Origin of the sequence: Janthinobacterium sp. 17J80-10, assembly GCF_004114795.1 — a bacterium.
In the GTDB taxonomy this organism is placed as follows: domain Bacteria; phylum Pseudomonadota; class Gammaproteobacteria; order Burkholderiales; family Burkholderiaceae_D; genus Paucimonas.
On the sequence record NZ_CP035311.1, the window covers coordinates 1,329,158 to 1,352,629 of the forward strand.

General features: G+C 59.0%; 21 protein-coding genes. 20 read left to right on the forward strand and 1 reads right to left on the reverse strand.

Annotated elements, in window-relative coordinates:
* Nucleotides 1–148: 148 nt before the first annotated feature.
* Nucleotides 149–565, reverse strand: a complete 417-nt coding sequence (locus tag EKL02_RS06050) for an NINE protein (protein WP_128901209.1) — start codon at nt 563–565, stop codon at nt 149–151.
* Nucleotides 566–809: 244 nt separating this feature from the next.
* Here EKL02_RS06050 and rpsP point away from each other — a divergent pair, with 244 nt between their 5' ends.
* The 20 genes from rpsP (at nt 810) to EKL02_RS06150 (ending at nt 23,437) form a co-directional block, all read left to right on the forward strand.
* Nucleotides 810–1,064, forward strand: a complete 255-nt coding sequence (rpsP, locus tag EKL02_RS06055) for a 30S ribosomal protein S16 (RefSeq protein ID WP_128901210.1) — start codon at nt 810–812, stop codon at nt 1,062–1,064.
* 15 nt (nt 1,065–1,079) lie between these two features.
* Nucleotides 1,080–1,631, forward strand: a complete 552-nt coding sequence (gene rimM / locus EKL02_RS06060) for a ribosome maturation factor RimM (protein ID WP_128901211.1) — start codon at nt 1,080–1,082, stop codon at nt 1,629–1,631.
* 44 nt (nt 1,632–1,675) lie between these two features.
* Nucleotides 1,676–2,431: a tRNA (guanosine(37)-N1)-methyltransferase TrmD gene (trmD, locus tag EKL02_RS06065; RefSeq protein WP_128901212.1), complete on the forward strand. Its 756-nt coding sequence runs from the start codon at nt 1,676–1,678 to the stop codon at nt 2,429–2,431.
* Nucleotides 2,432–2,640: 209 nt separating this feature from the next.
* Nucleotides 2,641–3,027, forward strand: coding sequence for a 50S ribosomal protein L19 (gene rplS, locus EKL02_RS06070; protein ID WP_128901213.1), 387 nt, complete (start codon nt 2,641–2,643; stop codon nt 3,025–3,027).
* Nucleotides 3,028–3,145: 118 nt separating this feature from the next.
* The gene (locus EKL02_RS06075; protein WP_241687803.1) at nt 3,146–3,826 is read left to right on the forward strand and encodes a CoA pyrophosphatase; all 681 of its coding nucleotides are present in this window, start codon (nt 3,146–3,148) and stop codon (nt 3,824–3,826) included.
* 73 nt (nt 3,827–3,899) lie between these two features.
* A complete protein-coding gene (locus EKL02_RS06080) occupies nt 3,900–4,853 on the forward strand; it encodes a CobD/CbiB family protein (RefSeq protein ID WP_128901215.1) in 954 nt (317 codons plus the stop codon).
* A gap of 94 nt (nt 4,854–4,947) precedes the next feature.
* Nucleotides 4,948–5,283 carry a DUF3579 domain-containing protein gene (locus EKL02_RS06085; RefSeq protein WP_128901216.1) on the forward strand — a complete coding sequence of 112 codons (336 nt, stop codon included), beginning with the start codon at nt 4,948–4,950 and terminating at the stop codon, nt 5,281–5,283.
* A gap of 118 nt (nt 5,284–5,401) precedes the next feature.
* Nucleotides 5,402–8,323: an EAL domain-containing protein gene (locus EKL02_RS06090; RefSeq protein WP_347232098.1), complete on the forward strand. Its 2,922-nt coding sequence runs from the start codon at nt 5,402–5,404 to the stop codon at nt 8,321–8,323.
* Between the two features lie 200 nt (nt 8,324–8,523).
* On the forward strand, nt 8,524–8,961 hold the full coding sequence (locus EKL02_RS06095; RefSeq protein ID WP_128901217.1) for a type IV pilin protein: 438 nt from the start codon (nt 8,524–8,526) through the stop codon (nt 8,959–8,961).
* Nucleotides 8,962–8,972: 11 nt separating this feature from the next.
* The gene (locus EKL02_RS06100) at nt 8,973–9,548 is read left to right on the forward strand and encodes a GspH/FimT family pseudopilin (RefSeq protein WP_164931964.1); all 576 of its coding nucleotides are present in this window, start codon (nt 8,973–8,975) and stop codon (nt 9,546–9,548) included.
* Nucleotides 9,549–9,555: 7 nt separating this feature from the next.
* Nucleotides 9,556–10,005, forward strand: coding sequence for a type IV pilus modification protein PilV (gene pilV / locus EKL02_RS06105; protein ID WP_128901218.1), 450 nt, complete (start codon nt 9,556–9,558; stop codon nt 10,003–10,005).
* Nucleotides 10,006–10,016: 11 nt separating this feature from the next.
* Nucleotides 10,017–11,126, forward strand: coding sequence for a PilW family protein (locus tag EKL02_RS06110; RefSeq protein WP_164931965.1), 1,110 nt, complete (start codon nt 10,017–10,019; stop codon nt 11,124–11,126).
* A gap of 14 nt (nt 11,127–11,140) precedes the next feature.
* Nucleotides 11,141–11,731: a hypothetical protein gene (locus tag EKL02_RS06115; RefSeq protein ID WP_128901219.1), complete on the forward strand. Its 591-nt coding sequence runs from the start codon at nt 11,141–11,143 to the stop codon at nt 11,729–11,731.
* A 73-nt stretch (nt 11,732–11,804) separates the two neighbouring features.
* Nucleotides 11,805–16,691 (forward strand): PilC/PilY family type IV pilus protein, encoded by a 4,887-nt coding sequence (locus EKL02_RS06120; RefSeq protein WP_128901220.1) that lies wholly within the window; start codon nt 11,805–11,807, stop codon nt 16,689–16,691.
* A 249-nt stretch (nt 16,692–16,940) separates the two neighbouring features.
* On the forward strand, nt 16,941–17,489 hold the full coding sequence (locus tag EKL02_RS06125; protein ID WP_128901221.1) for a hypothetical protein: 549 nt from the start codon (nt 16,941–16,943) through the stop codon (nt 17,487–17,489).
* 142 nt (nt 17,490–17,631) lie between these two features.
* Entirely contained in the window at nt 17,632–19,023 is a 1,392-nt protein-coding gene (gene fumC, locus EKL02_RS06130; RefSeq protein WP_128901222.1) for a class II fumarate hydratase, read from the forward strand.
* A 114-nt stretch (nt 19,024–19,137) separates the two neighbouring features.
* Nucleotides 19,138–20,568: a 3'-5' exonuclease family protein gene (locus EKL02_RS06135; RefSeq protein ID WP_128901223.1), complete on the forward strand. Its 1,431-nt coding sequence runs from the start codon at nt 19,138–19,140 to the stop codon at nt 20,566–20,568.
* A gap of 93 nt (nt 20,569–20,661) precedes the next feature.
* Nucleotides 20,662–21,633, forward strand: coding sequence for a zinc ribbon domain-containing protein (locus EKL02_RS06140; protein ID WP_164931966.1), 972 nt, complete (start codon nt 20,662–20,664; stop codon nt 21,631–21,633).
* A gap of 58 nt (nt 21,634–21,691) precedes the next feature.
* Nucleotides 21,692–22,825, forward strand: a complete 1,134-nt coding sequence (locus EKL02_RS06145) for a zinc ribbon domain-containing protein (protein WP_128901225.1) — start codon at nt 21,692–21,694, stop codon at nt 22,823–22,825.
* 24 nt (nt 22,826–22,849) lie between these two features.
* Complete coding sequence (locus EKL02_RS06150; RefSeq protein WP_164931967.1) at nt 22,850–23,437, forward strand: zinc ribbon domain-containing protein; 588 nt, start codon at nt 22,850–22,852, stop codon at nt 23,435–23,437.
* Nucleotides 23,438–23,472: the final 35 nt, after the last annotated feature.

Below are 23,472 nucleotides of genomic sequence, written 5' to 3' on the forward strand. Positions count from 1 at the left end.
TTTGCAGGTGCACAGTCGTGCGTATGTTTCCACATGAGCATTTTTTGTGCCATGCGACAACTAACGCCAGAACCGCGAAATCACCGGGAAACGTGCCCGAAAGGGCTTTGCCGCACCAACGGGGGGCCTGATGTTGGGGCAGCCTGTCTTAACCGTAGGCGCCGCCGGTAAACAACAGGTCGAGAGTGCGGGCCAGCACGGCAATGACACTGATTGCGCCAAGTCCGGTGGTTAATACCAGGACCAGTGCCAGCCAGCCGCTGGAGCGGGATTGCTTGCCCGAATCCGGGTTATGGGCCTGGTCCCACTTGTCGTCCGGCGTCAGCCCCAGCACCAGTGCCGTGACAAAGCCGGCAATGGCGGAAAGCACCAGCGGCGCGGCAGTCAGCAGCAGCGGTTGCTCGAACCATTGCCCTGTGACGAAGCCGGATACTGCCAGGCTGGACAGGTGCAGCCAGCCCCAGCGGTCGCCCAGCCCGTGCAGGTAAAACCGGTGCAGGCCGATGCCGCCAAAGAGCGTGGCCAGTAAAGTTGCGAAAGTTTTATTCTTGTGGCGGGATGTCATGAGGCGTCTTCGGGATGAAAGGGGCCGGCGCGGCACGGTGTGCCGGCGGCAAAGCGGGTACTTGCCAGACGGCATTGTAACGGTTCGGGCTGTTTTCCGCGCCGCTGGCGCAGCGTCTTGATTTTAAAGAGAATCGCCTTCTGTTCCCGGGAAAGCCGGATTGTCAGGAAGGCAGTTGTTTGTCGGGGCATAGTCCGCTATAATCTATGGCTTTTTCCGCGTACGTACACTTTTTGGAATTATTATGGTCGTGATTCGTTTATCCCGTGGTGGCGCCAAGAAGCGCCCATTCTTCAACATCGTTGCTGCCGATTCGCGTAACCGTCGCGACGGCCGCTTCATCGAGCGCATCGGTTTTTACAACCCGATCGCGGGCGACAAGGAAGAAGGCATCCGTATTGCCCAAGATCGTCTGACTTACTGGCAAGGCGTTGGCGCGCAACTGTCGCCGACCGTGGCCCGTCTGGTTGCAGGCGCTGGCAAGAAAGCCGCTGCTTAAGGTTTGACAGGCGTTTTGACTGGCAAGACCGCATCGGGGGTCGCGATCCCCGAAGATCTGGTGCTGGTGGGGCATATCACCGGTGCCTATGGCATTCAAGGCTGGGTCAGGATCAAGCCTTATTCGGCGGATGCCGACGCGCTGCTGCATGCCCGCACATGGTGGCTCGACAAGCCAGAAATGCGCGATGTCGAGGTGCAGCAGGCCAAGGACCATAGCGGCGATACGGTCGCCCGCCTGGTAGGCGTGGCCGATCGCAATGCCGCCGAGGCGCTCAAGGGCGCAGCCGTGTCGGTGTCGCGCCGGCATTTTCCAGCGCTGGATGAGGGCGAGTTCTACTGGATCGACCTGATCGGCCTGGCGGTGGAAAACCTGCAGGGCGAAGCGCTCGGACAGGTGGCAGACATGATGGACAATGGCGCGCATCCGATTCTGCGGGTGGCGCCGCCAGTCGAGCCGGGGCAAAAGCCCGGGCCGGAAATGCTGATTCCCTACGTCGGGCAATTTGTCCAGGCGGTGGATTTGGCAGGCAAAAAGATAACAGTGGACTGGGGCCGCGATTATTAGCAAGGCCCCGGCAGCCGGGATGGAAAGGTAAAGGGAAAAGCGGGATGCAATTCGATGTCGTCACGCTCTTCCCTGAAATGTTCGCCGCCATCACGCAATCCGGCATTACGCGACGTGCTTTCGAGCAGGGCAGGTGCGGCTTGTCGTTGTGGAATCCGCGCGATTTCACGACAGACAATTACCGTACGGTCGATGACCGGCCCTACGGCGGCGGTCCCGGCATGGTCATGCTGGCCAAGCCGCTGGAAGCTGCCATCGATAGTGCCAGGCAGCGCCAGCAAGCGCTGGGCGTGGCGCAGTCGAGGGTGATTTACCTGTCGCCGCAAGGACGGCCACTGACGCACGAGCGCGTCATGCAACTGACGGCGCAGCCGGGCCTGGTGCTCTTGTGCGGACGTTATGAAGCGGTGGACCAGCGTTTGCTGGACCGCTGCGTCGATGAGGAAATCAGCCTCGGCGATTTCGTGCTGTCGGGCGGCGAATTGCCGGCGATGGCGCTGATGGATGCAGTGATCCGGCAATTGCCGGGGGTGCTGCACGACGATGCCTCGGCAGTCGAGGACAGTTTCGTCAACGGCTTGCTGGATTGCCCGCACTATACGCGCCCGGAAGTGTATGAAGGCGTGGCGGTGCCGCCGGTACTGCTGGGCGGCCATCATGCCGAGATCGTCAAGTGGCGGCGCGAGCAGGCGCTGGCGGCAACCGCGGCAAAACGCCCGGACCTGATCGACAGGGCGCGCGCGGCAGGGCTGCTGACGAAGGCCGACGAGAGATTTATTGCGGGACTGATTTTCTCGTAGTTGCGGGACAGAGTTAAGCGAAGCGGTACTCTGTCCTCAACTGATTAAGGTGAGAGCGGTACTCTGTCCCCAACTGTATGTAACTGATTAGTAGTAGAAGTAGCAGTAAAGCGCGGATGTCCGCATCCGCATATTCAACCCCATCCTCTACCGGGATGAGTGGTGGCCCAGGCCACCCGGCGCCGGCAAGATGGTTACAGGAGCTAAAAATGGACTTGATCCAGCAACTCGAGCAAGAAGAGATTACCCGTCTCGGCAAGAACATCCCCGATTTCGCCCCGGGCGATACCGTCATCGTCAGCGTCAACGTGGTCGAAGGCACGCGCAAGCGCGCCCAGGCTTACGAAGGCGTGGTCATTTCGCGTCGCAACCGCGGTCTGAACTCGAACTTCATCGTCCGCAAGATTTCTTCGGGCGAAGGCGTCGAGCGTACGTTCCAGCTGTACTCCCCGCTGATCGCTTCGATCGAAGTCAAGCGTCGCGGCGATGTGCGCCGTGCCAAGCTGTACTACCTGCGTGAGCGTTCGGGCAAGTCCGCGCGTATCCGCGAAAAGCTGCCGAACCGCCGCACTGCGGCTGCGAAAGCCGCGGAATAATCCGGCTTGTCGTATCGATGAAAAGGGCGCCTTCGGGTGCCCTTTTTGTTTGTCGAACAAATTTTTCGCGCATCCTCTAGAATCGCAAGAGAATTGTTTATCTGGACAGGACGTCGTTTTGCCAAAGAGTGTTTTTGACCCCCGTGAAGTGGCGATCGAATCGATTGCCGGCGAAGCCGCCGTGGCGGCCGAGCGCCTGCGCGCCGACTGGCTGCGCCAGCGCTTCACGGCGCCGCCCGTCTGGACGCCGGAGCTGCATGCCGATTCGCGCCTGCGCGCTGCAGATGCGGCCGCCATGCCGGGCACGCCGGCTTCCGTGCTGATGCCGATCGTCCTGCGCGAAGCCGGCCCGACCCTCTTGCTGACGCAGCGTACCGCGCATCTGCACGACCATGCCGGCCAGGTCAGCCTGCCGGGCGGGCGCGTCGATCCGGGCGACCTTTCGGCCATCGACACCGCCTTGCGTGAAACCGAGGAAGAGGTCGGCCTGCACCGCGACCAGATCGAAGTCATCGGCATCTTGCCTGATTACCTGACCGTGACCGGCTATCGCGTCACGCCCGTGGTGTCGCTGGTGCAGCCGCCGTTCGACTTGCGGGCCGACCCTTTCGAGGTGGCGGAAATTTTCGAGGTGCCGCTGAGCTTCTTGATGGATGGCAGCAACCACCAGATCCGCAGCGCCGAACTTCCCGCACCCATCGGGCGGCGCAGCTTCTATGCCATGCCCTACGAGCGATTTTTCATCTGGGGGGCGACGGCGGCCATGCTGCGCAACCTCTACCATTTCCTGCGCGCTTGAGTTTGATTAAGATCGCATGCTGCGCTATCGTAGCGGTTGTATCGCGTGCATCAATTTACAAGAAAGCTTCCTGATGACTTTTTTTGCCATCCTTGTTGTCTTGCTGATCGAGCAAGTCCAGCCGCTGCGTGCCGATAATCCGGTCAGCGCTGCCTTGCGTACCCTGGCCCACCGCATGGAGGTGCGTTTCAATGCCGGCCAGGCGCAGCATGGCAAGATGGCCTGGTTTGCCACGCTGGCCGTCTTGGTGGTGCCAACGGCACTGATCTTCTGGCTGTGCGCCAGCCTGGGGTTCCTGGCCGAATTCGCCTGGACGGCGATCGTGGCCTACCTTACATTGGGTTTTCGTCATTACAGCCATTATTTCACGGCGATTCAGATTGCCCTCAGCTCCGGCGACGAGGAAGCCGCACGCAAGCTGCTGGCCGAATGGACCCGGCAAGACACGTCGTTGCTGAATAGCAGCGAGTTGTCGCGCATTGCCGTGGAAACGGCGCTGCTGACCACGCACCGCAATGTCTTTGGCGTGTTTTTCTGGCTCCTGCTGCCAGTCGGGCCGGCGTTTGCCGTGATGTACCGCGTTGCCGAATACCTGGCGCGCGCCTGGAATGAGCCGGAACACCTGAAGAATGAATCCTTTGGCCATTTCGCCACGCGCGCTTTTTACTGGATCGACTGGATTCCCTCGCGCCTGACGGCGATTGCCTTCGCCATTGTCGGCAATTTCGAGGACGCCATTTTCGCCTGGCGCAATTTCGCCTATCGCTGGGCGGACGAGGCAACCGGCGTCATCCTGTCGGCCGGCGGCGGCGCCCTTGGCGTGCGCCTGGGCACGCCGGCCGTCAGCGCAGCCAGCATGCTGCCGGCGGATGCCTCACTGGTCGATTCCACGCTGGAAGCCGAAGCGCCGCCGGGTGACGCGCCGCAGCCGCGTACCCTGCAAAGCACGGTCGGCCTTGTATGGCGCGCGCTCTTGTTGTGGATGCTGCTGTTGCTGCTGATCTCGATTGCCCACTGGGTCGGGTAAGGACTGCTTTTTCATATTGTGGTAAGTCATGTCATTGCGTGCGAGCATGCGATATAATGCGCCCAACGAATCCGCTACCTGACGAGCCGCCCGCATGGCTGAAAACGCCTCCCCATCCAAAGAAGCACGCGAGTTTTTTATCCAGGGTGTGACCAGTGACGGCAAGACCTTTCGCCCAAGTGACTGGGCCGAGCGCCTGTGCGGCGTGATGTCCTGCTTCGGCGAGGATGGTGCCCGCCAGGATGCGCATCTGCATTATTCCCGTTACGTTCGCCCCGCCTTGCTGGAAGGCGTCAAGTCCGTGGTCGTCAGTGAAGACTTGCGTGACATCGAGCCGCTGGCTTACCACTTCGTTCTCAATTTCGCCAAGGACAATGACTTGCGCGTCGTTGATGCCTGCCTGCTGCCCGAACCGGGGCAACGTCCCTGAGTCATCTGACGTCTGTTGCCGGTCACACCGGGCTTTACATTTACTTTCTTTGTTGCATTAAATAAGCTACCCTTGCAGGGCGAACGCTTGGCGGCATCCATCGCCAGGCGTTTATCTTGTGTCGTCCCGATCGCAGCACGAAACCCAGATCCTGCTCATGGCCGAGCCTGCTGAAAAAAAACGCTATCTGACTCCCGTGCCGCTCGCAGCCTGGCTGACCCTGGCGCTCGGCGTGGCCGTTGCCTTTTTTTTATTCCTGTCGCTGCGCGACCTTGAAGACAAGGCCCAGTCGGCGGAATTCCAGCAGCAGGCCAACCTCCGCGCCCTGCGCCTGGAGCAGGGCCTGGGCGAGGCGGTCAATGCCGCAGTGATCCTCAACCAGTTATTCGTGGTTAACGAGACGGTCAGCCGCGAACAATTCCACATTTTTACGCAGCCGCTGCTGCAGCGTCATCCCTATATCCAGGCGTTCAACTTTCATCGTATCGTTCCTGCCAGCGAACGCGCCGCTTACGAGGAAGCCATGCGGCAGAAATTCCCGGGCTTTGCGATGATGGAAATGGCCGACGGCAAACGGGTCCCTGCGCGCGCAAGAGAGCGCCATATCGTCGTCGATTACCTCGAGCCGATGCGGGGCAACGAAGCGGCGCTCGGCCTGGATGTGAGTACCCATGCGCACCTGGTGGAAAGCATGCGCCAGGCTGCCGACGCCGGCGCACCGACGGCGTCAGATCTGTTGCTGCTGGCGCAGGGCAAGGACGAGGCCCGACTCGGCTTCGAAGTGATCATCCCGGTGTACCGCAAAGGTGCGCTCCTGTCCGATGTGCAGTCGCGCAGGGATGCCTGGATCGGTGACGTCGCCGTGATTTTCAGTGTGCGCAACCTGATCGAGAAAGCGCTTGGCAGCGATGGCCTGTTGTCCGGGACGAGTCCGGATATCCGCGTCTACGCCGCCGCCAGTGCCGATGAATCCCGCCTGGCATATCGCAACAGCACCGAGGCGCCCGGGAATGCGGAAGAAGCAGGTTGGCACGCATGGATGCTGCCACACGCGGCCAAGCCGGTAGCGCATGGTTTTCTTGTCGCCGGCAAGCCGTGGCACATGGTGATAGCGCCGACGGCGCAGCCAGCCCTGTTCGGGCAATACGGCTCGTTCTATGTCCTGATCGGCGGCATCCTGTTCAGCTTGCTGGCTGCCGCCTATATCCATGCCCTGGTGACGCGGGAGCAGCGGGTGCGTCGCCTGGTGCAGGAACGCACCCACGAGGCGCATCTGGCCAACCGCTTGCTGCGCCAGGATATCGCCGCCCGGGAGCGCCTGGAAAAAGACCTGAAGCTGCGTAACCGCGCCATCGAAGCCAGCCCGAATGCCATCATCATCACCAGCGCGGAGGCGCCCGATTATCCGATCGAATATGTGAATCCGGCTTTCCTGCACATGACCGGCTACGCCGAGGAAGAAATCATCGGCCGCAGCATGCGTCTCCTGATGGGCACGGACAACAAGCAGCCGGCAATTGCCGAATTCAAGGCTGCCACCGTCGAGCAGCGCCCGGGCCATGCGACCATGCGCAGCTACCGCAAGGATGGCACCATGTTCTGGAATGACTTGTACACGTCGCCGGTGCGCGATGCCGATGGCAAGGTCACGCATTTCGTCGCCGCGCAGTACGACATCACCGACATGAAGCGCTACGAGGCCGAACTGGAAATCCGCGCCAACCAGGACACCCTGACAGGCCTGGCCAACCGCAACCTGTTGCGCGACCGCCTGGCGCAGGCACTGGCATTTGCCGCACGCTACGCGCACCCCGTATGGGTGGTGCACCTGGACCTCGATCGCTTCAAGTTCATCAACGATACGCTGGGCTTGTCGGCTGGCGACGAATTGCTCAAGCAGGTTGCCGTGCGCTTGCAAGCCTGTGCCCGCGATACCGACACGGTTGCGCGCCTGGCCGCCGACGAATTCGTGCTTGTGCTGCCACAGCGCAGCGATGAAAGCGCTGCCATCCATACGATGCAGCGCATCATGGAATCCGCAGCCGACCCCTATGTCATCGAGGGCCATGAGTTTTTTATCACCATCAGCGCCGGCATGGCGGTGTATCCCACCGATGGCGAGGATGCCGAAACGTTGATGCGCCACGCTGACGTCGCCATGTACCGCGCCAAGGAAACCGGCCGCAACAATTACCAGTTCTATACGCCCGCCATGAATGCGCGCGCGATGGAGCGCCTGCGCCTGGAGGGTGACCTGCGCGTGGCGCTGGAGCAGGGGCAGTTCGAATTGCACTTCCAGCCTCAGGTCAACCTGCATACCGGCAAGGTCCATGGCGTCGAAGCGCTGGTGCGCTGGCAGCATCCGACCTTCGGCACGGTGGCGCCGGCGCGTTTCATCGGCATGGCCGAGGAAACCGGCCTGATCGTGCCGCTGGGCGCCTGGGTGATCTGCGCCGCCTGCATCCAGGCCAAAGCCTGGCAGGATGCAGGCTTCGGCGAAATTCGCGTGGCCGTGAACCTCTCCACCCGCCAGTTCACGCAAAGCGACCTGGTCGATTCGATCTCCAATGTCTTGCGCGAATGCGGACTGGCGCCGCATTGCCTGGAAATCGAACTGACCGAGAGCATGATCATGGAAGATGTCGATCGCGCCATCGGTACCCTGCGCGCCCTGGCCGGCCTGGGCGTGCAAATCTCGGTGGATGATTTCGGCACCGGCTATTCCAGCCTGGCGTACCTCAAGCGCTTGCCGATCGACGTGTTGAAAATCGACCAGTCGTTCGTGCGCGATATTACCCTCGACCCCGACGATGCGGCGATCGTCGCCACCATCGTTTCGCTGGCGCACAGCCTGCGCCTGGAAGTCATTGCCGAAGGCGTGGAAACGGCGGAACAGCTGGAATTCCTGCGCGGGCATGGCTGCGATGCCATGCAGGGCTATTACTTCAGCAAGCCCCTGCCGGCGGATCAACTGGAAGAGCTATTGCGGTCGGGGAAGTGCCTGAAGGCGGGCGCCGCTGAAACGTCAGGCATTGGCTGAGCGGTTTTATTCCAGGAGCACGACCTGGAATCGGTAAAAAATATATTAAACAACAAGTTTTTTTACTTTTGCTTTGCTTTGCGAACAAAAGAAGACACTTTTTGCCGCTTATCGGAAAATTCCCGCCGTCAATGTCCCGAGGTAATGACATTGAATTTATCATCCACTACATTGTAAAAACGAAATAAAGGATTTTTGCCATGAAAAATTCCAGGGCGTATGGTGGTTTCACATTGGTCGAATTGATGATTACGGTGGCGATCATTGGTATTTTGGCTTCCATCGCGTTGCCTTCTTATAGAAATTATCTGGTGCGCGGCCGGATTCCCGATGCAACTGCCGGTCTGGCTGCCAAGCGGGTGCGGATGGAGCAGTTTTTTCAGGACAACAGGACTTACGTTGGTGCCCCTGATTGCGCCTCCGATGCCAATACGAGTAAATATTACACATTTAGCTGCGATGGCGCGGCAACGGCGAACGCCTTCATATTGCAAGCTGTGGGAGCGGGGCCAATGACAGGCTTTAAGTTTACCGTCGACCAGAATAATGCAAAAACGACTGAAATTACCGGTACGTCCGGCTGGACGGCGCATTCGCCGAATAACTGCTGGGTTAACAACAAGGGCGGGCAATGCTGAGGCGCATGCACATGCAGCGTGGTGTCAGCCTGATCGAGTTGATGGTCGGGTTGGCGATCATGGGCTTGTTGCTCGGTTTGGGCGTGCCTGGATTCCGCACTTTTTTACAGAATAGCCAGATTCGCAATGCTGCTGAGGCAATTCAAAATGGCCTGAGCCTGGCAAAGATCGAGGCGGTCAAGCGCAATACCAGTATCCATTTTGTATTGGGCACGGGAACAGCGTGGACCGTGTGCACCTCTGCTTCGACTACGTGCCCTGCGGCTGATGTCATTCAAGCCCGCCCGCAATCCGAAGGGGCAAAAAATGCCGTGCTGGCGGTGTCAGAGGTTGTCGCATCCACAAATGCGGCGGCAACGTCGCCAGCCTTTACAACGACCCTCACGTTCAACGGCTTGGGACGGGTAACAACTATCCCGGCCGGGAATAACGCCGTTTTTAACATCAGTAATACAACCGGCGGCGACTGCGTCACGGCAGGCGGCGAGATGCGCTGCCTGCGTGTCGTCGTGACATCGGCCGGGCAGGTGCGCATGTGCGATCCTGCCCGGCCTGTAACTACGCCCCCAGATCCCCAAGCTTGTTGAGGCGATTATGACCACGCCCCGTAAACCTGTTGCCTCCCCAAACAAGCAAGCCGGCATGATGCTGCTGGAATGCCTGATTGCGATACTTATTTTTTCATTCGGAATACTTGCGCTGATCGGCATGCAGACGATGGCGGTCAAGCAGGTTACTGATGCTAAATATCGCTCCGAAGCTGGCGTACTGGTCAGCCAGTTGTTTGGCTCGATGTGGGCAAGCAGGCAAACACCTGCAACACTACAAGACCAATTTGGCACAGACAAGCCTGCTTATGCCACCTGGGCAGCCAGCGTATCTGCTACCTTGCCAGGTGTAAACACTACGACGACCAAGCCAACAGTAACGATCACTGCGGACGGTGTGGTGACTGTCACAGTATTCTGGGCAGCGCCCAATGACGAGAAAAGCTACGCAGCGACCGGTAGCCATAAGTACGTTGCTGTCGCACAAATACGGTGAGGAAGATGCAAGTGCCACATAAAACCAAACGAGCGATACCTCACACCGGCGGTTTCAGTTTAGTTGAAATCATGGTTGCCCTGGTGATAGGCATGTTGGCTTGCATCGTGATGCTGCAGGTATTTGCGCTTTCGGAAGAGCGCAAGCGAACTTCTACAGGCGCAAGCGACGCTCAGAGTAACGGTGTCATGATGTTTTACCAGTTGCAGCGCGACATTGGGCAGGCAGGATTTGGTTTTAATTCTGCAACTGTGTTTAATTGCAATACGACCTGGAAAGTGGCGTCCGGTTCGGATATCGCTACGCCGATTCCTTTAGCGCCAGTCACCATCAACCCCCCTGCCACCATTGTTCCGGCAGGCGATGCCAATACTGATACCTTGTTGGTGATGTACGGTAATGGCAATGGCCAACCGCAGGGCGTCGAGATCAAGTTCGGCACAAGCGAATATACCGTCACCTTGCCGCTGGAATTCAAACAGAACGACCGGGTCATTGCTGCTGCAGGTGGCTGTGGTGCCGCCAGCCTGTTTATCGATCAAGTTACTCAAGACATTACGCAAGTCTCGGACAAGGTAAAAGTGGCAACGGGCTTTGCTGGCGACATGCTCTATAACCTCGGGCAGTCGCCCACGGTACTTGCGTATCGTATACACAAGGGCAATCTGACGGTATGTGATTATCTCGTAAATGACTGCAGCCTGGACGCCAAGAAAGACGATGCGTCCATTTGGACGCCAATTGCCCCCAATGTTGTCAGCCTCCGTGCGCAATATGGGCGTGATACAACCGGGACAATGGATAACATCCCGGACGTCTACCACCAGATAACACCTGGCAGCGCCAGCGATACGAGCGGCATCGCCGCCGGATGCGGGTGGGCGCGGATTCCCGCCGTGCGCCTGGCGCTGGTGACACGCAGCGGCCAGTACGACAAGGAAGAAGTGACGGCCAGCGCCCCTACCTGGGCAGCGAGCGCGGCCGACAATCCGGCCGGCAGCACAGCAGCAGCCATTAATCTTTCAGGTAATACGGACTGGAAACATTATCGCTATAAGACATTCGAGGGCTTGATGCCAATTCGCAATGTCACTTGGCTGGGAGTACCACAAGGATGTTAAGCAAAAAATCCCCAATGGCTTATTACAGGAAGCCGCTCATCAGGCAGGACGGCATTGTGTTGGTCATTGCCTTGATTGTCCTGGTGGCGCTGACATTGAGTGGCATTGCGCTGATGCGCTCGGTCGATACTGGCAATCTGATCGCCGGTAACATGGCTTTTCAGCAATCAGCTGTGCGCTCCGGCGATGTCGGGGTGGAAGCAGCGGTTACCTGGCTGGACGGGGTCAAGGGCGGCGCCGATCCTGCCCAACTGAATGCTTCGGATTCCACCAATGGTTATGTTGCAATGATCGAAAATCCGGCTTCCGGGCAATCCTGGGATGCCTTCTGGACCGCGACATTAGCCGCCAAGGCAGTCTCCCTGGCGCAGGATGAAGCCGGTAACACTGTCTCCTACATCATTCACCGCATGTGCGCCACAACCGGCATTAAGGCGGGTGCCAGTTGTTCTGACTCGGCGGCGGTAAAAGCGACGGCTGCGAATGCGGAAGAGGGCGGGCAAGTCCAGCTGAATACGACTTCCGCTGTTTATTTCAGGATCACTGTTCGCACTGCCGGACCGCGGGGGACAGTGAGCTATGTTCAGGCGGTAGTTGCAGCGTAAAAAAATAATTGAACGATCGGGAAATCTAACACTGCTTGTGTCGCTAGATGCGTTACACATTCGGGAGGCTGCGATGAATAACAAACACTATCTCAAATCAATCAATTATGTGTTGATTGCTCTAATTTGTTCTGCGGGGGCGCAGGCGGCGGAGACCGATCTTTCGACCGAACCGCTGAATACCTATTCGGCAGCATCCTCGACGGATGTGAAACCCAACATCATGTTTATCCTGGATAACTCCGGGAGTATGGATTGGGAACACATGCCGGATAATTCTGCCGACGCCGGCAGCGCAGTTCCTTTTACTTATGGCTATTACGGCTACCGCAGCAGCCAGTGCAACGGCGTCTATTATAATTCCGGCATCACTTACAAACTGCCCGTGAAAGCTGACGGCAGTGCCTATCCCAATGCGAGCTTCACCGGGGCGCTTCCGGACGGCTTCAAAGCGGCCACCTCCGGCGGCAGCAACGACCCGGTTAACCTGAGTACCAGCTTCAAGGCCGAGACGGACGGCACAGGAGTGGCTGCCTATTATTTTAGATACACGGGTACGCAAACTACTGAAAAACTGAAAAATTATTACGTCTCGACCAGTACGTTTTCCAAAGAGTGCAGCAGTGCGAAAGATACAGCGCCAGGCAATGCCGTCTTCACCAAAGTGACGGTGGCGGCGAGCGAGCAGCAGAACTTTGCAAACTGGTATAGCTATTACCGTAACCGCATGCTGATGATGAAGAGCGCATCCGGTCTGGCGTTCAAGAGCGTGGGTGACAAGTTCCGCGTCGGCTTCATGACCATCAATAATGCGACCGGCACCAAGGATTTCCTTAATATCAAGGACTTCAACAGCACACAAAAAGCGGCCTGGTATGATTCCCTTTACGCCACTAACCCAAGTGGCAGCACGCCATTACGGGATGCACTGGCCGATGCCGGGCGAATCTATGCAGGGAAATTGGCATCAAAAAATGGGGTCACAGTTGAAGACCCATTGCAATACTCTTGCCAGCAAAATTACGCCATTCTTTCCACCGATGGTTTCTGGAATACCGGTGCCGGGGCGAAGCTGGACGGCAGCACCGCAGTAGGGAATCAGGATGGTGCTTTGGCGCGGCCATATAACGATGGCGGCAATTCTCAGCTTCAAACCAAAACCAGCACGCTGCAATCGCAAACAATCACGACGCAGCCGCGCATTCGTACAAGCAAGTTGCAATCGCAAACAGTCACCCTGCAGCCGCAAATCAGCACCAGTAATCTGCAATCGCAAACAATCACCCTGCAGCCGCAAACCAGCACCAGTAATTTGCAAACAAAAACCAGAACGAATGTAAGCGCGCCTTCCATTCAGGCGCGAACAAAAGCCAACTCATCTGCGGCCTGGTCGAGCTGGACGGATGTGCCGTCATGTACTCCCGTTAGTTCTGGCTATCCGCGAAGAGAGTGCCAAGTTCCGAAGAGCACCTCTTCTGATTCGGGTGCCAGCTATACAGCCTGGTTCTACGACACTGCCTGTAGTGTCGACAATTCGGGTTCTACCCGGACTGCGTGCTCGGGCAGCGTGCCGATCTGGGGTAGCTGGACCAACACTGCCAGCTGTACTACCAACGCCAGCACGCAATGTCAATACACTGCATGGACTGGCTATGCCGACACGGCATCCTGCACCGCCGTTCCCCGGTCGACCAGCTCGCCCTATACCGTGGGGACAGCCGTGCAATGCAACACTGTGACTACGCTCGGACCATGGGTCAATGCAGCATCGTGTACAACTTCAAGCACGCAAAATTGCCAATATACCGGCTGGACTGGCTTTGCCAATGCCGCCTCCTGTACGCCGCAACCAAGATCGACCACATCGCCTTATACGGTGGGGACCGCGGCGCAATGCAATACTGTGACTGTCCTCGGACCATGGGTTGATGCAGCATCCTGCGCAACTTCAGCTTCGCAAAATTGCCAATATACTGCCTGGACTGGCTATTCCAATGTGACGTCATGTACGGCGGCGCCGCAATCGACAGCCTCGCCCTACACTGTGGGCGTCGCGGCCGAGTGTAATCCGCTTGTGACCTTGGGGACATGGACCAATGCGGCCTCTTGCACAGCATCAAGCACAGAAAATTGTCAATATACTGCCTGGTCCGCCAGCTGGTCTAACGTCGCAAGTTGTACCGAGGTTGCGCAATCGTCTGGACCGAGTTACACGGTAGGAACTGCAAGACAATGTCAAGCCATCGCTACCAGCGGCAATTCCGATACCTTGGCTGACGTGGCGGCATACTATTACAAAACCGACTTGCGCAATTCGACTGCAACTGGTGCTGATGCGACCGGAACGTGTGATGGCCCGATCCTGACTGCCGGTGTTCCCAACGATTTGTGCGCAAATAATGTGCCGGCAAACGGCGATGATACTGCCGTCACTCAGCACATGACGACATTTACGCTGGGCTTGGGGGTGCGTGGCCGCATGGTGTATTCGCCGACTTACAAGACGGATACCAGCGGCGATTATTTTGACGTCGCAAAAGGGAATGCGCCCGATGCTGCCAGTGGGGTTTGCTCCTGGCAAGCTAGTGGGAAATGCAACTGGCCAACGCCAGGCATGGATGCCTCCTCTCAAGGCAAAATTGAAAACGTCGATGATCTCTGGCATGCAGCGGTCAATGGCCATGGCACGTATTTCAGCGCTGTTGACCCCGATTCTCTTGCCAACGGCTTGATGTCAGCCCTGCAGACAATCATCAACACGCCACGGCCAGGTACGGCGGCGGCGGCGGCCAGCAGTAACCCGAACGTCAGTGCCAGCGATAACTATGTCTTCAGCTCGTCCTATCGTTCACTGGAATGGTTTGGTGAATTGATTCGTCAAAGGATTGATCCTGAAACTGCGGTGTTGTCCAAGCAGAACTGGTCGGCCATGCAATTGCTGGATTGCGCGACGACGCCATGGAGCGCAGGAAAGCCTGGCGGTTATAAAACCGGTGAAGTCTATAATCAGGGCGGGAGGTGTTATCTGGTTAAAAAAGACTACATTCCCGGATTGACGTTTGACGAAGCCAGCGTCGATACGACCAATTCTACGGTGATCAACGTGGATGAAACTGCCGCTTCCAAAGTGCCGGCGGTGCCTTTGGCAAGCCGTTCCATTTACACGAAGGGCAGCAGCGGACTGATTCCTTTTACCTGGAGTTCCCTGGTGGATGCCACTCTGGATGGTTACTTCAAGAAGGCACATATCGCTTATGTTTCTGCAACGCAAGGCCTCAGCCAGTTCTGTACACCAGCGGGTTCCTTGTGTCTAAGTGCAACGCAGCAAGATAACTTTACCCTTGCGACCAGTGGCGCCGCTGGTGAGGCACTGGTAAATTTCCTGCGCGGAGATCGCAGCAATGAAGGGACTTTTTTCCGCAAACGCACCCATGTACTTGGCGATATTGTTTCGTCCGAGGCCAGGTACGTGCAGGCACCTTTGTTCAACTATGCTGATGCCGCTTATGGCGACTTTAAAGCCTTGAGGAAGACCCGGGCTGGCCGAGTCTATGTGGGCGGAAATGACGGCATGCTGCATGCGTTCGATGCAGAAACCGGCCAGGAGTCGTGGGCTTATATTCCAAGCATGGTGTTGCCGAACCTGTACAAGCTGGCGGATAAAAAGTACTCGGATCCGGACATGCATCAGTATTTTGTCGATGGCACACCGGAAACCGGTGATATCTGCCCGAATGCGCCAGGCAGTTCGTGTACTGCGGCGCAATGGAAGACAATTCTGGTAGGCGGCCTGAATCGCGGCGGCAAGGGCTACTATGCGCTCGATGTTACCAATCCTGCATCACCCCAATTGTTGTGGGAATTTACCGATACCAATCTTGGTTATAGCTATGGCAATCCCAAAATTACCAAACTGAAAGATGGCACCTGGGTAGTATTGCTCACTTCGGGTTACAACAATGCAGATGGCAAGGGTCGCTTGTATGTGCTGAATGCCAATACCGGCACACTTATCAGAAGCATCGCCACCAGTGCCGGCAGCGCCGCATCGCCAAGCGGCCTGGCCCGCATCAGCGCCCATGCCCGCGAGCCGATGACCAACAATACTATCCAGGCAGCCTATGGCGGCGACGTCTTGGGTAACCTGTGGCGTTTCGATGTCAATAATGACTATGGCGTTGCCGGTTACGATGCGCATTTGCTGATCAGTTTCCAGGATGCGTCAGGCAATCCGCAACCCATTACTGTCAAGCCATTGGAAGTCACCGTGAATGGCAAGCCAGTCGTGTATGCCGGCACAGGGCGCTATCTCGGCAAGAGCGACGTGGGCGACACCAACAAGCACACGTTCTACGCAGTGCGGGATAACCTGGATGCCACGACACTGGCGACGCCACGCAGTCTTGGCAGCGGTTTCGTGAAACAGGTATTAACCGCCGATACATGCCCGGCAGGCTCGCCGGAGTCGGTTTGCAAAACGGGGCAGGTCGTGCGCACCAGTACGAACAACCCGGTGAATTGGGCAAGTGACAAGGGCTGGTATGTGGATTTCCTGACAGCCGGCGAACGCTCCAGCACCGACCCGGATCTGGGCCTCGGCACGCTCCTGTTCACAACCATCACGCCGGATGGCGCCAGTGCCAACGCTTGCGGCAAGCCCGACGGCGCATCTGCCAGTTATCTGTATTCCCTGAATTATCTGACCGGCGGTCCGGTCTCGGGAAATGCAGGCATCAGCGGCGTCAGCCTCGGAAATGGTCTGGTGACGCGTCCTGTCATGATCAGGTTGCCATCGGGTAAAGTCGTTGCGCTGGTCCGGTCTTCCGGCGGGTCGAAGCCAGTGGACGATGATCCAAGTTCGACTGACCAAGGCAGTACATTCGTTCCTGGCGTGACGACGAATGAAGCGGGTGTCGCCGGTGTTCGCAGAGTGTCATGGCGGGAGTTGCCGACGCATTAACCAGTTACGCCCGATGGGGGGCTTGCGCCTCCCGTCGGGCGGCGTGAATGGATAATTGCAAGTGCAGTTTTTATAGTGCGAAACCAGCGCCTTCATCTCTTGCCATTGCTGGGTGCGGTCGTGTTGCATATGGCCGTGGCATTTGTCTTAAACAATTGCATTGAGAGTGGCGGGGCCACTGCTTCGCAGCGCGCAAATCCTCGAACAATGGTGGCGTATATTAAGGCGGCTGGGGAAACTGCGAGCGTAATGGATGCGGTGCGTGAGACACCGATCGCGGCCGATACCCTGACGCGCAGGAGCCTCCACCCACCCGAGCCTGGCCAGGATCAGCACACCGTTCCCCAAGACATTCACGATCAGGATGCTGCAAACCAGCGCCAGTCGCCACCGTTCGACATGCCGGGGGACGTTTCCCCTCTGTTGCCGGCCGTGCTGCCCATGCCTGCCCGCTATTTTGAGCCGAAGGACTTGACGGAAAAGCCGCGTGTTTCACAGGATAATCCCGCGGGCCTCAGCTTGTTGGTGCCTGATATCTCGCCACAGCCGGCCATTGTTCGCCTGCTGATCAATGAGCAGGGCGAGGTTGACAGGGTGGAAGTGGAAAATTCCCAGTTGTCGGAACAGGCGGAACGTTTCGTTATCGATGCGTTCGCGAAAATAAGATTTACTCCTGGGAAAGTTGGTGACTTGCCCGTAAAAAGCTTGTTAAGGATCGAAGTGACACTGGAAAGCGCGGTGTCGCCACCCGCTTCCACGTCAATTCTTTCTGTCACGCCCATACAGCAACTTTACTGATCCAGTCCAGGGGGCCATGATGCCGAATCCGGCATCATGCATCACTGGTTTTCAGTTTGTGATATTTTTAATTGTTACTCTATTGATTTGTCGTCATCGTGTGTTCCTCTTCGCGCGGTCTTCAACATGCATCGGACAAGCCATGAAAAATATCAGAACCGAGAGCGACACCTTCGGCCCCATCGCCGTCCCGGCCGACCAGCTATGGGGCGCCCAGACCCAGCGCTCGCTTGAGCACTTCCACATTTCCAGCGAACGCATGCCGCCGGAACTGATCCATGGCCTGGTCGAAGTCAAGCGTGCCTGCGCCAAGGTCAACGCCGAGCTGCAGCGCCTGGACACGGCCAAGGCCGACGCCATACGGCAGGCAGCCGACGAGGTCATCGCCGGCCAGCATGCGGATAACTTCCCGCTTTCAATATGGCAAACCGGTTCCGGCACGCAGACCAACATGAATGTCAACGAGGTGCTGGCCAACCGCGCTTCCGAAATCCTGGGCGGGGAGCGCGGCCAGAAGCGCCTGGTGCACCCGAACGACGATGTCAATCTCGGGCAGTCTTCCAACGATATTTTCCCGACTGCCATGCACGTTGCGGCTAGCGTGGCGCTCACGCAGGCGCTGCTGCCGTCGCTGCGCGCACTGTCCGCGAGCCTGGCGCAAAAGGCAGGCGCTTTCGCCGGCATCGTCAAGATCGGCCGCACCCATTTGCAGGATGCCACGCCGCTTACCCTGGAGCAGGAGTTTTCCGGTTATGTCGCCCAGCTCAGGCACGCTGATGCCGCGATTGTCGCCGCATTGCCGTTGCTGCAAGAACTGGCGGCAGGCGGCACGGCGGTGGGCACCGGCCTGAATACCACCGCCGACTTCGGCGACCGCGTTGCCGCTGAATTATCGGCGCGCCTGCAGCAGCCCTTTTCGAGCGCGGCCAACAAGTTCGCTGCGCTGGCCGGGCACGAAGCCCTGCTGTTCGCGCATGGCGCCCTGAAAACGCTGGCGGGCGCGCTCATGAAGATCGCCAACGATGTGCGCTGGCTGGCTTCCGGGCCGCGTTCCGGCCTGGGCGAAATCAGCATCCCGGAAAACGAACCGGGCAGTTCCATCATGCCCGGCAAGGTCAACCCGACCCAGGCCGAGGCGCTGACCATGCTGTGCTGCCAGGTGTTCGGCAACGATGTCGCAATCAACATCGGCGGCGCCTCCGGCAACTTCGAGCTGAATGTATTCAAGCCGATGATCGCGCATAATTTTTTGCAAAGCGTGCGCCTGCTTGCCGATGGCATGAAGAGTTTCGAGGAACATTGCGTGCGCGGCATCCAGGCGAACGAGGCGCGCATTGCCGAATTGATGGAACGCTCATTGATGCTGGTGACGGCGCTGGCGCCGCACATCGGCTATGATCGCGCCGCGCAGATCGCCAAGCAGGCGCACCACGACGGCACCACCCTGAAGGAAACGGCGCTGGCGCTGGGCTATGTGACGGAAGACGAGTTTCAGCGCTGGGTGCTGCCGGAGCGCATGACGCGGCCGGATTGACAAGTCCGGTTGCGCAACGCCGCGGCACTCCGTGCCAATGCGTCTGCGGAACCTTGTGCCTGCGCGACAGGTCTGTCTGTGGTTATACTACCGCAGGACATTGTCAGGCAATCCATGGCGAAGCACGAGAAACTCATATTTGTCGATCTTGAAACGACCGGCGCCAATCCCATCGTCGACCGCATCACCGAAATCGGCATCGTCGAAGTGCAGGGGGAGCAGGTCACGCACTGGTCGACGCTGGTCAACCCGGAAGTCCCGATTCCGCCATTTATCCAGAACCTGACCGGCATTTCCGATGCCATGGTCGCCACTGCGCCGGCGTTCGGCGAGCTTGCCGAGGAAGTGCTGGCGCGCCTGCAGGGCGGTTTGTTCATCGCCCATAACGCGCGCTTCGATTATGGTTTTTTGCGCAATGCCTTCAAGGCGGCCGGCCACAGCCTGCGTGCCGACGTGCTGTGTACCGTCAAGCTGTCGCGCAAGCTCTTTCCCGAGCACGCCAAGCATAATCTCGACGCCCTGGTGCAGCGCCACGAATTGCAGGCGATGGGGCGTCACCGCGCCCTGGCCGATGCCGACCTCTTGTGGCAATTATGGCGCAAGCTCGAGCGCGAGGTGGCGCCCGAAGATTTTTCGTCGGCGCTGGCGCAACTGCTGCAACGCCCCAGCACGCCGACCCACCTGGCGCCTGAAGTGCTCGATGAAATGCCGGACACGCCCGGCGTCTACCTGTTTTACGGCGAAAACGATGCGCTGCTCTATGTGGGCAAAAGCGTGCGCCTGCGCCAGCGCGTGCTGTCGCATTTCAACGGCGACCACAAGCTGTTCCAGGACATGCGCATGTCGCAGCAGATCCATCGGCTGGAATGGCGCGAAACCGGCGGCGAACTGGGGGCGCTGTTGCTTGAGGCGCAACTGATCAAGGACCGCCAGCCAATCCATAACCGGGTACTCCGGCGCCAGCGCGAACTGTGTGCCTGGCAGCTGCCGTCGCCGGACAATGCGCAGGAGGCGCCGGCACTGGCCTATGCCCGCGATGTCGATTTTGCATCGACAGAAAACCTGTATGGCTTGTTCAGCTCGCGCAAGAAGGCCGAGGCAAGCTTGCGTGAAATCGCCGAATCTCACCAGTTGTGCCTGGTCATGCTGGGGCTGGAAAACAGGGTGCAGGCCGGCAAGCCCTGTTTTGCCCACCAGCTGCGGCGTTGCAGCGGCGCCTGCTGCGGCAAGGAGCCGCAGGCGCTGCACCAGGCTCGGCTGATGGCAGCGCTCGCAAGCCTCAAGCTGACGACCTGGCCTTATCAGGGGCCGATCGCGCTTGTCGAGGGCACGCCTGGCAGTACATCCCGGCAAGCCCATGTGGTGCATAACTGGTGCTATCTTGGCAGTGCCAACGCGGAAGAGGATATCTGGGCGCTGCTCGAGCACTCGCCGGCACGGCCGGCTTTTGACGTGGATACTTACAAGATCCTGTTGCGCGCCTTGCGCCTGGGGAAGGTGAAAGTGCGCCCATTGCCGCGCCCGTCAGAACCGGCTGCCGCCTGATTCATTTCTTTCTTGTCAACAAGGACTGATTCCCCGCATAATCTGGACACTTTTTCATTTTAGCAATATTGTCCGTTTATACAGGGAGGTTCCTTGGCTCGACATCATTGCGGCGCAGAAAACGCCGACAACGCCAAATTTTGTATTGCGTGTGGCGAAAAGCTGACTGCAGCAGAAAATCCCTGCCTGTCTTGTGGTGCGCCCAACAAGCCGGGCGCCAAGTTTTGCGGCAAGTGCGGCACGGGCATGAGTGCTACTATCGCAGCGACAGACGTGCCGGCCCCCGAGCCTGTGCCGCAGCCGGCAACCGAATCGATGTTTTCGCCGGCTCCGGTGGTGCAAACGGTAATGGCATCGACTGCGCGCGTTACTCCTGCGCCGGAAAAGACGCTGGAAACCATTTCCGATGCACCAAGGTCAGGCAAGAGCGGCGTCATGGTGCTTGGCGGTGCGGTGCTGGTGGCCGTGCTGGCCGGTGCCGGTTGGTGGTTCTCTGGCAAGAACGAAAATGTGCTGCCGGAAGCGGGTGTCGAAGTGAGCGCCAGCCAGGCGGTGGCGCAGCCGGTGCAGGCGCCACCGCCTGCGACGGTAACCGCAGCTGCAGCGGAGCCGGCTCCGCCGAAACCGGAAGCGGTACAAGCGCCGGTCGCCGCAACTGCCGATGCCAGCCCCCAGGTCATCGACAAGCCGCTCGAGGCAGACAAGAGCGCCCAGCCCGCGGCCGAGGACAAGGCGCGCCGCCTGCGCGAAGAAAAAGCCCGCCGCAAGGCCGAGCAGGATGCGCAGCGCCTCGAGGCAGAAAAAGTGCGCCAGCGTGAGGCAGAAGATCGTGCACGCGCCGAGCAACGCGCGCGCGCCGACGAGGCAGCGCGTCGCGCGCAGCAGCCGCAACAGGCGCAGCAGGCCGCATCCGGCTCGGTCCAGCAAACCTGCGGCAAATACACATCGGCCATCTCCCGCAGCCTGTGCGAAACCAGGGAATGCGCTCGTCCCAGCCTGTACGACACGGCTTACTGTGTCGAATTCCGCAAACGCTATGGCAATGGCGAGGAACAGCGCTTCTGACCGCATCCTTTTGCCCAGTCGACTTCGATAAAATTACTGCCCTGGAAAGGTTACAAGCATGAACCAGCATTCCGCCTCGTCGCGCAGCGCGCCGCTCCTGTCGGCACTCGATTCCCTGTTGGGGGCGATCAGCGCCTACCGCAATATTCATGCGATCGCCCTGATGGGCCTGACCTTTCTCGCGGCAATTGGCGTGATGGCGATCTTCACGCTGCTCGCCAAGGCTGCCGGCAGCCCGGCGCTTGCCGGGCTAGGTGGCTTGCTGGCGGCATTTGTCGGCCTGTATGGCGCCAATGCCGTGGGCATCATGATGATGCGCGAAGCCCAGGGGCAGGAGCAATGCAGCATTGCCGATGCGGTGCTGCAGTCCCTGTTTACCACGCACCGCCTGATCGCCGTCGCGATCCTGGAAGGCATGATCGTGCTGGCCGCGGTCGTCGTCGTCCTGCTCGTACTGTTGCTGTGCAAGATACCGGGCCTGGGGCCGCTCCTGTTCGCCTTCGCCTTCCCGGTGGGTGCGGTATTGCTGGGCATGCTGGTCTTCGCCCTTTTCTATGTGATGCTGCCGCTGGCGGGCCCTGCAGTCTGGTCGGGCAGCACAGTGTTCCAGGTGCTGGCACGGCTGAACGTGCTGGCCCGCCGCCGCCTGCTGGAAGTGGTCAGCCAGCAAATTATTCTTTTCTTTATCGTCGGTTTTATCGCGAGTATCATTTTCGCGATGATCATGATTGGCTTTGGCATGGTCACTTCGCTGTCCGCAGCGATCCTGGATTTCCAGAACGTGGGCATGATGGCCTTCGGTGGCATGATGCACGGTGGTGGCGGTTCCTACGTCGCAGCCGGCGCCATTGGCGCAGGTTTCCTGTTTGCCGTCGCCGCCGTGATACCGGCATTGATCGCCACCAAGGGAGTTTGCCTCGTGTATCTGAACACGACACGCGGACTGGATTTCGCCCAGGCCGAGGCGGAACTGGAAAGCGGTGTGGCTGCGGTCAAGGCCAAGGCCGACCAGGCCCGCGAGCGTGCCCGGCAGATGGCGGAGAAGCAAACGAATTCGCATGCCGCCAGTGCTGCGCCTGCCGCATCGGGCGTAGCGGCGGCGGCACCGGCAGACTTGGCTTGCCCGAGCTGCCATGCGCCTGTTGCTGCGGATGACCGCTTCTGCGGCGAGTGCGGCCACAAGCTGCAATAAGCGCGTATGCGCCGAGGAGTAATCATGCGATTTTGTACCAGCTGCGGCCACGGCAATGACGACGACAGCGCCTTTTGCCAGGCGTGCGGAGCGGCATTGCGGCCGAAGGCAGCGGCTGTCATGCAGTCCGCAACGCCACGGGGGCCGGCCGGTGGTAAGCGCCGCCTGGCCATCGCCGGCAGTGTCATTGCAGTCTTGATTGCTGCCGGCGCCTGGTTTTTCCTGGCGCCGCCTGCCGCATCCGAGCGCAATTTTGCGGCATCCTCGAGCCACAGCCAGAGCGCGGGCGGACAGTGGAAAGTCGCGGATACCGAAACGCAGGGCTGGTGGCCGCGCATCAAGAACTATTTTTCCGCAGTTGTCGGCGGCAATCCGCTGATCGGAAAGTGGGAAACCAGCATGATGGGTGTCATCATGCTGCAGTATGAATTCACTGCGGACACCATGCGCGTGGGCGATGCCGTCACGCCGGTGCGTTATGAAGTCAGGGACAACGAGGTCGTGGTTTACCCGGAAGGGCAGGGGGCCGGGCTGATCGTCAAGGTGATTGATCAAGACAACATTGAGCTCAATTTTGGTGTGGCGGCGGTAAAATTCAGGCGCGTCAGGTAAGGCAGGGCAGACTGGCATTGCCTGCCCTGCATATT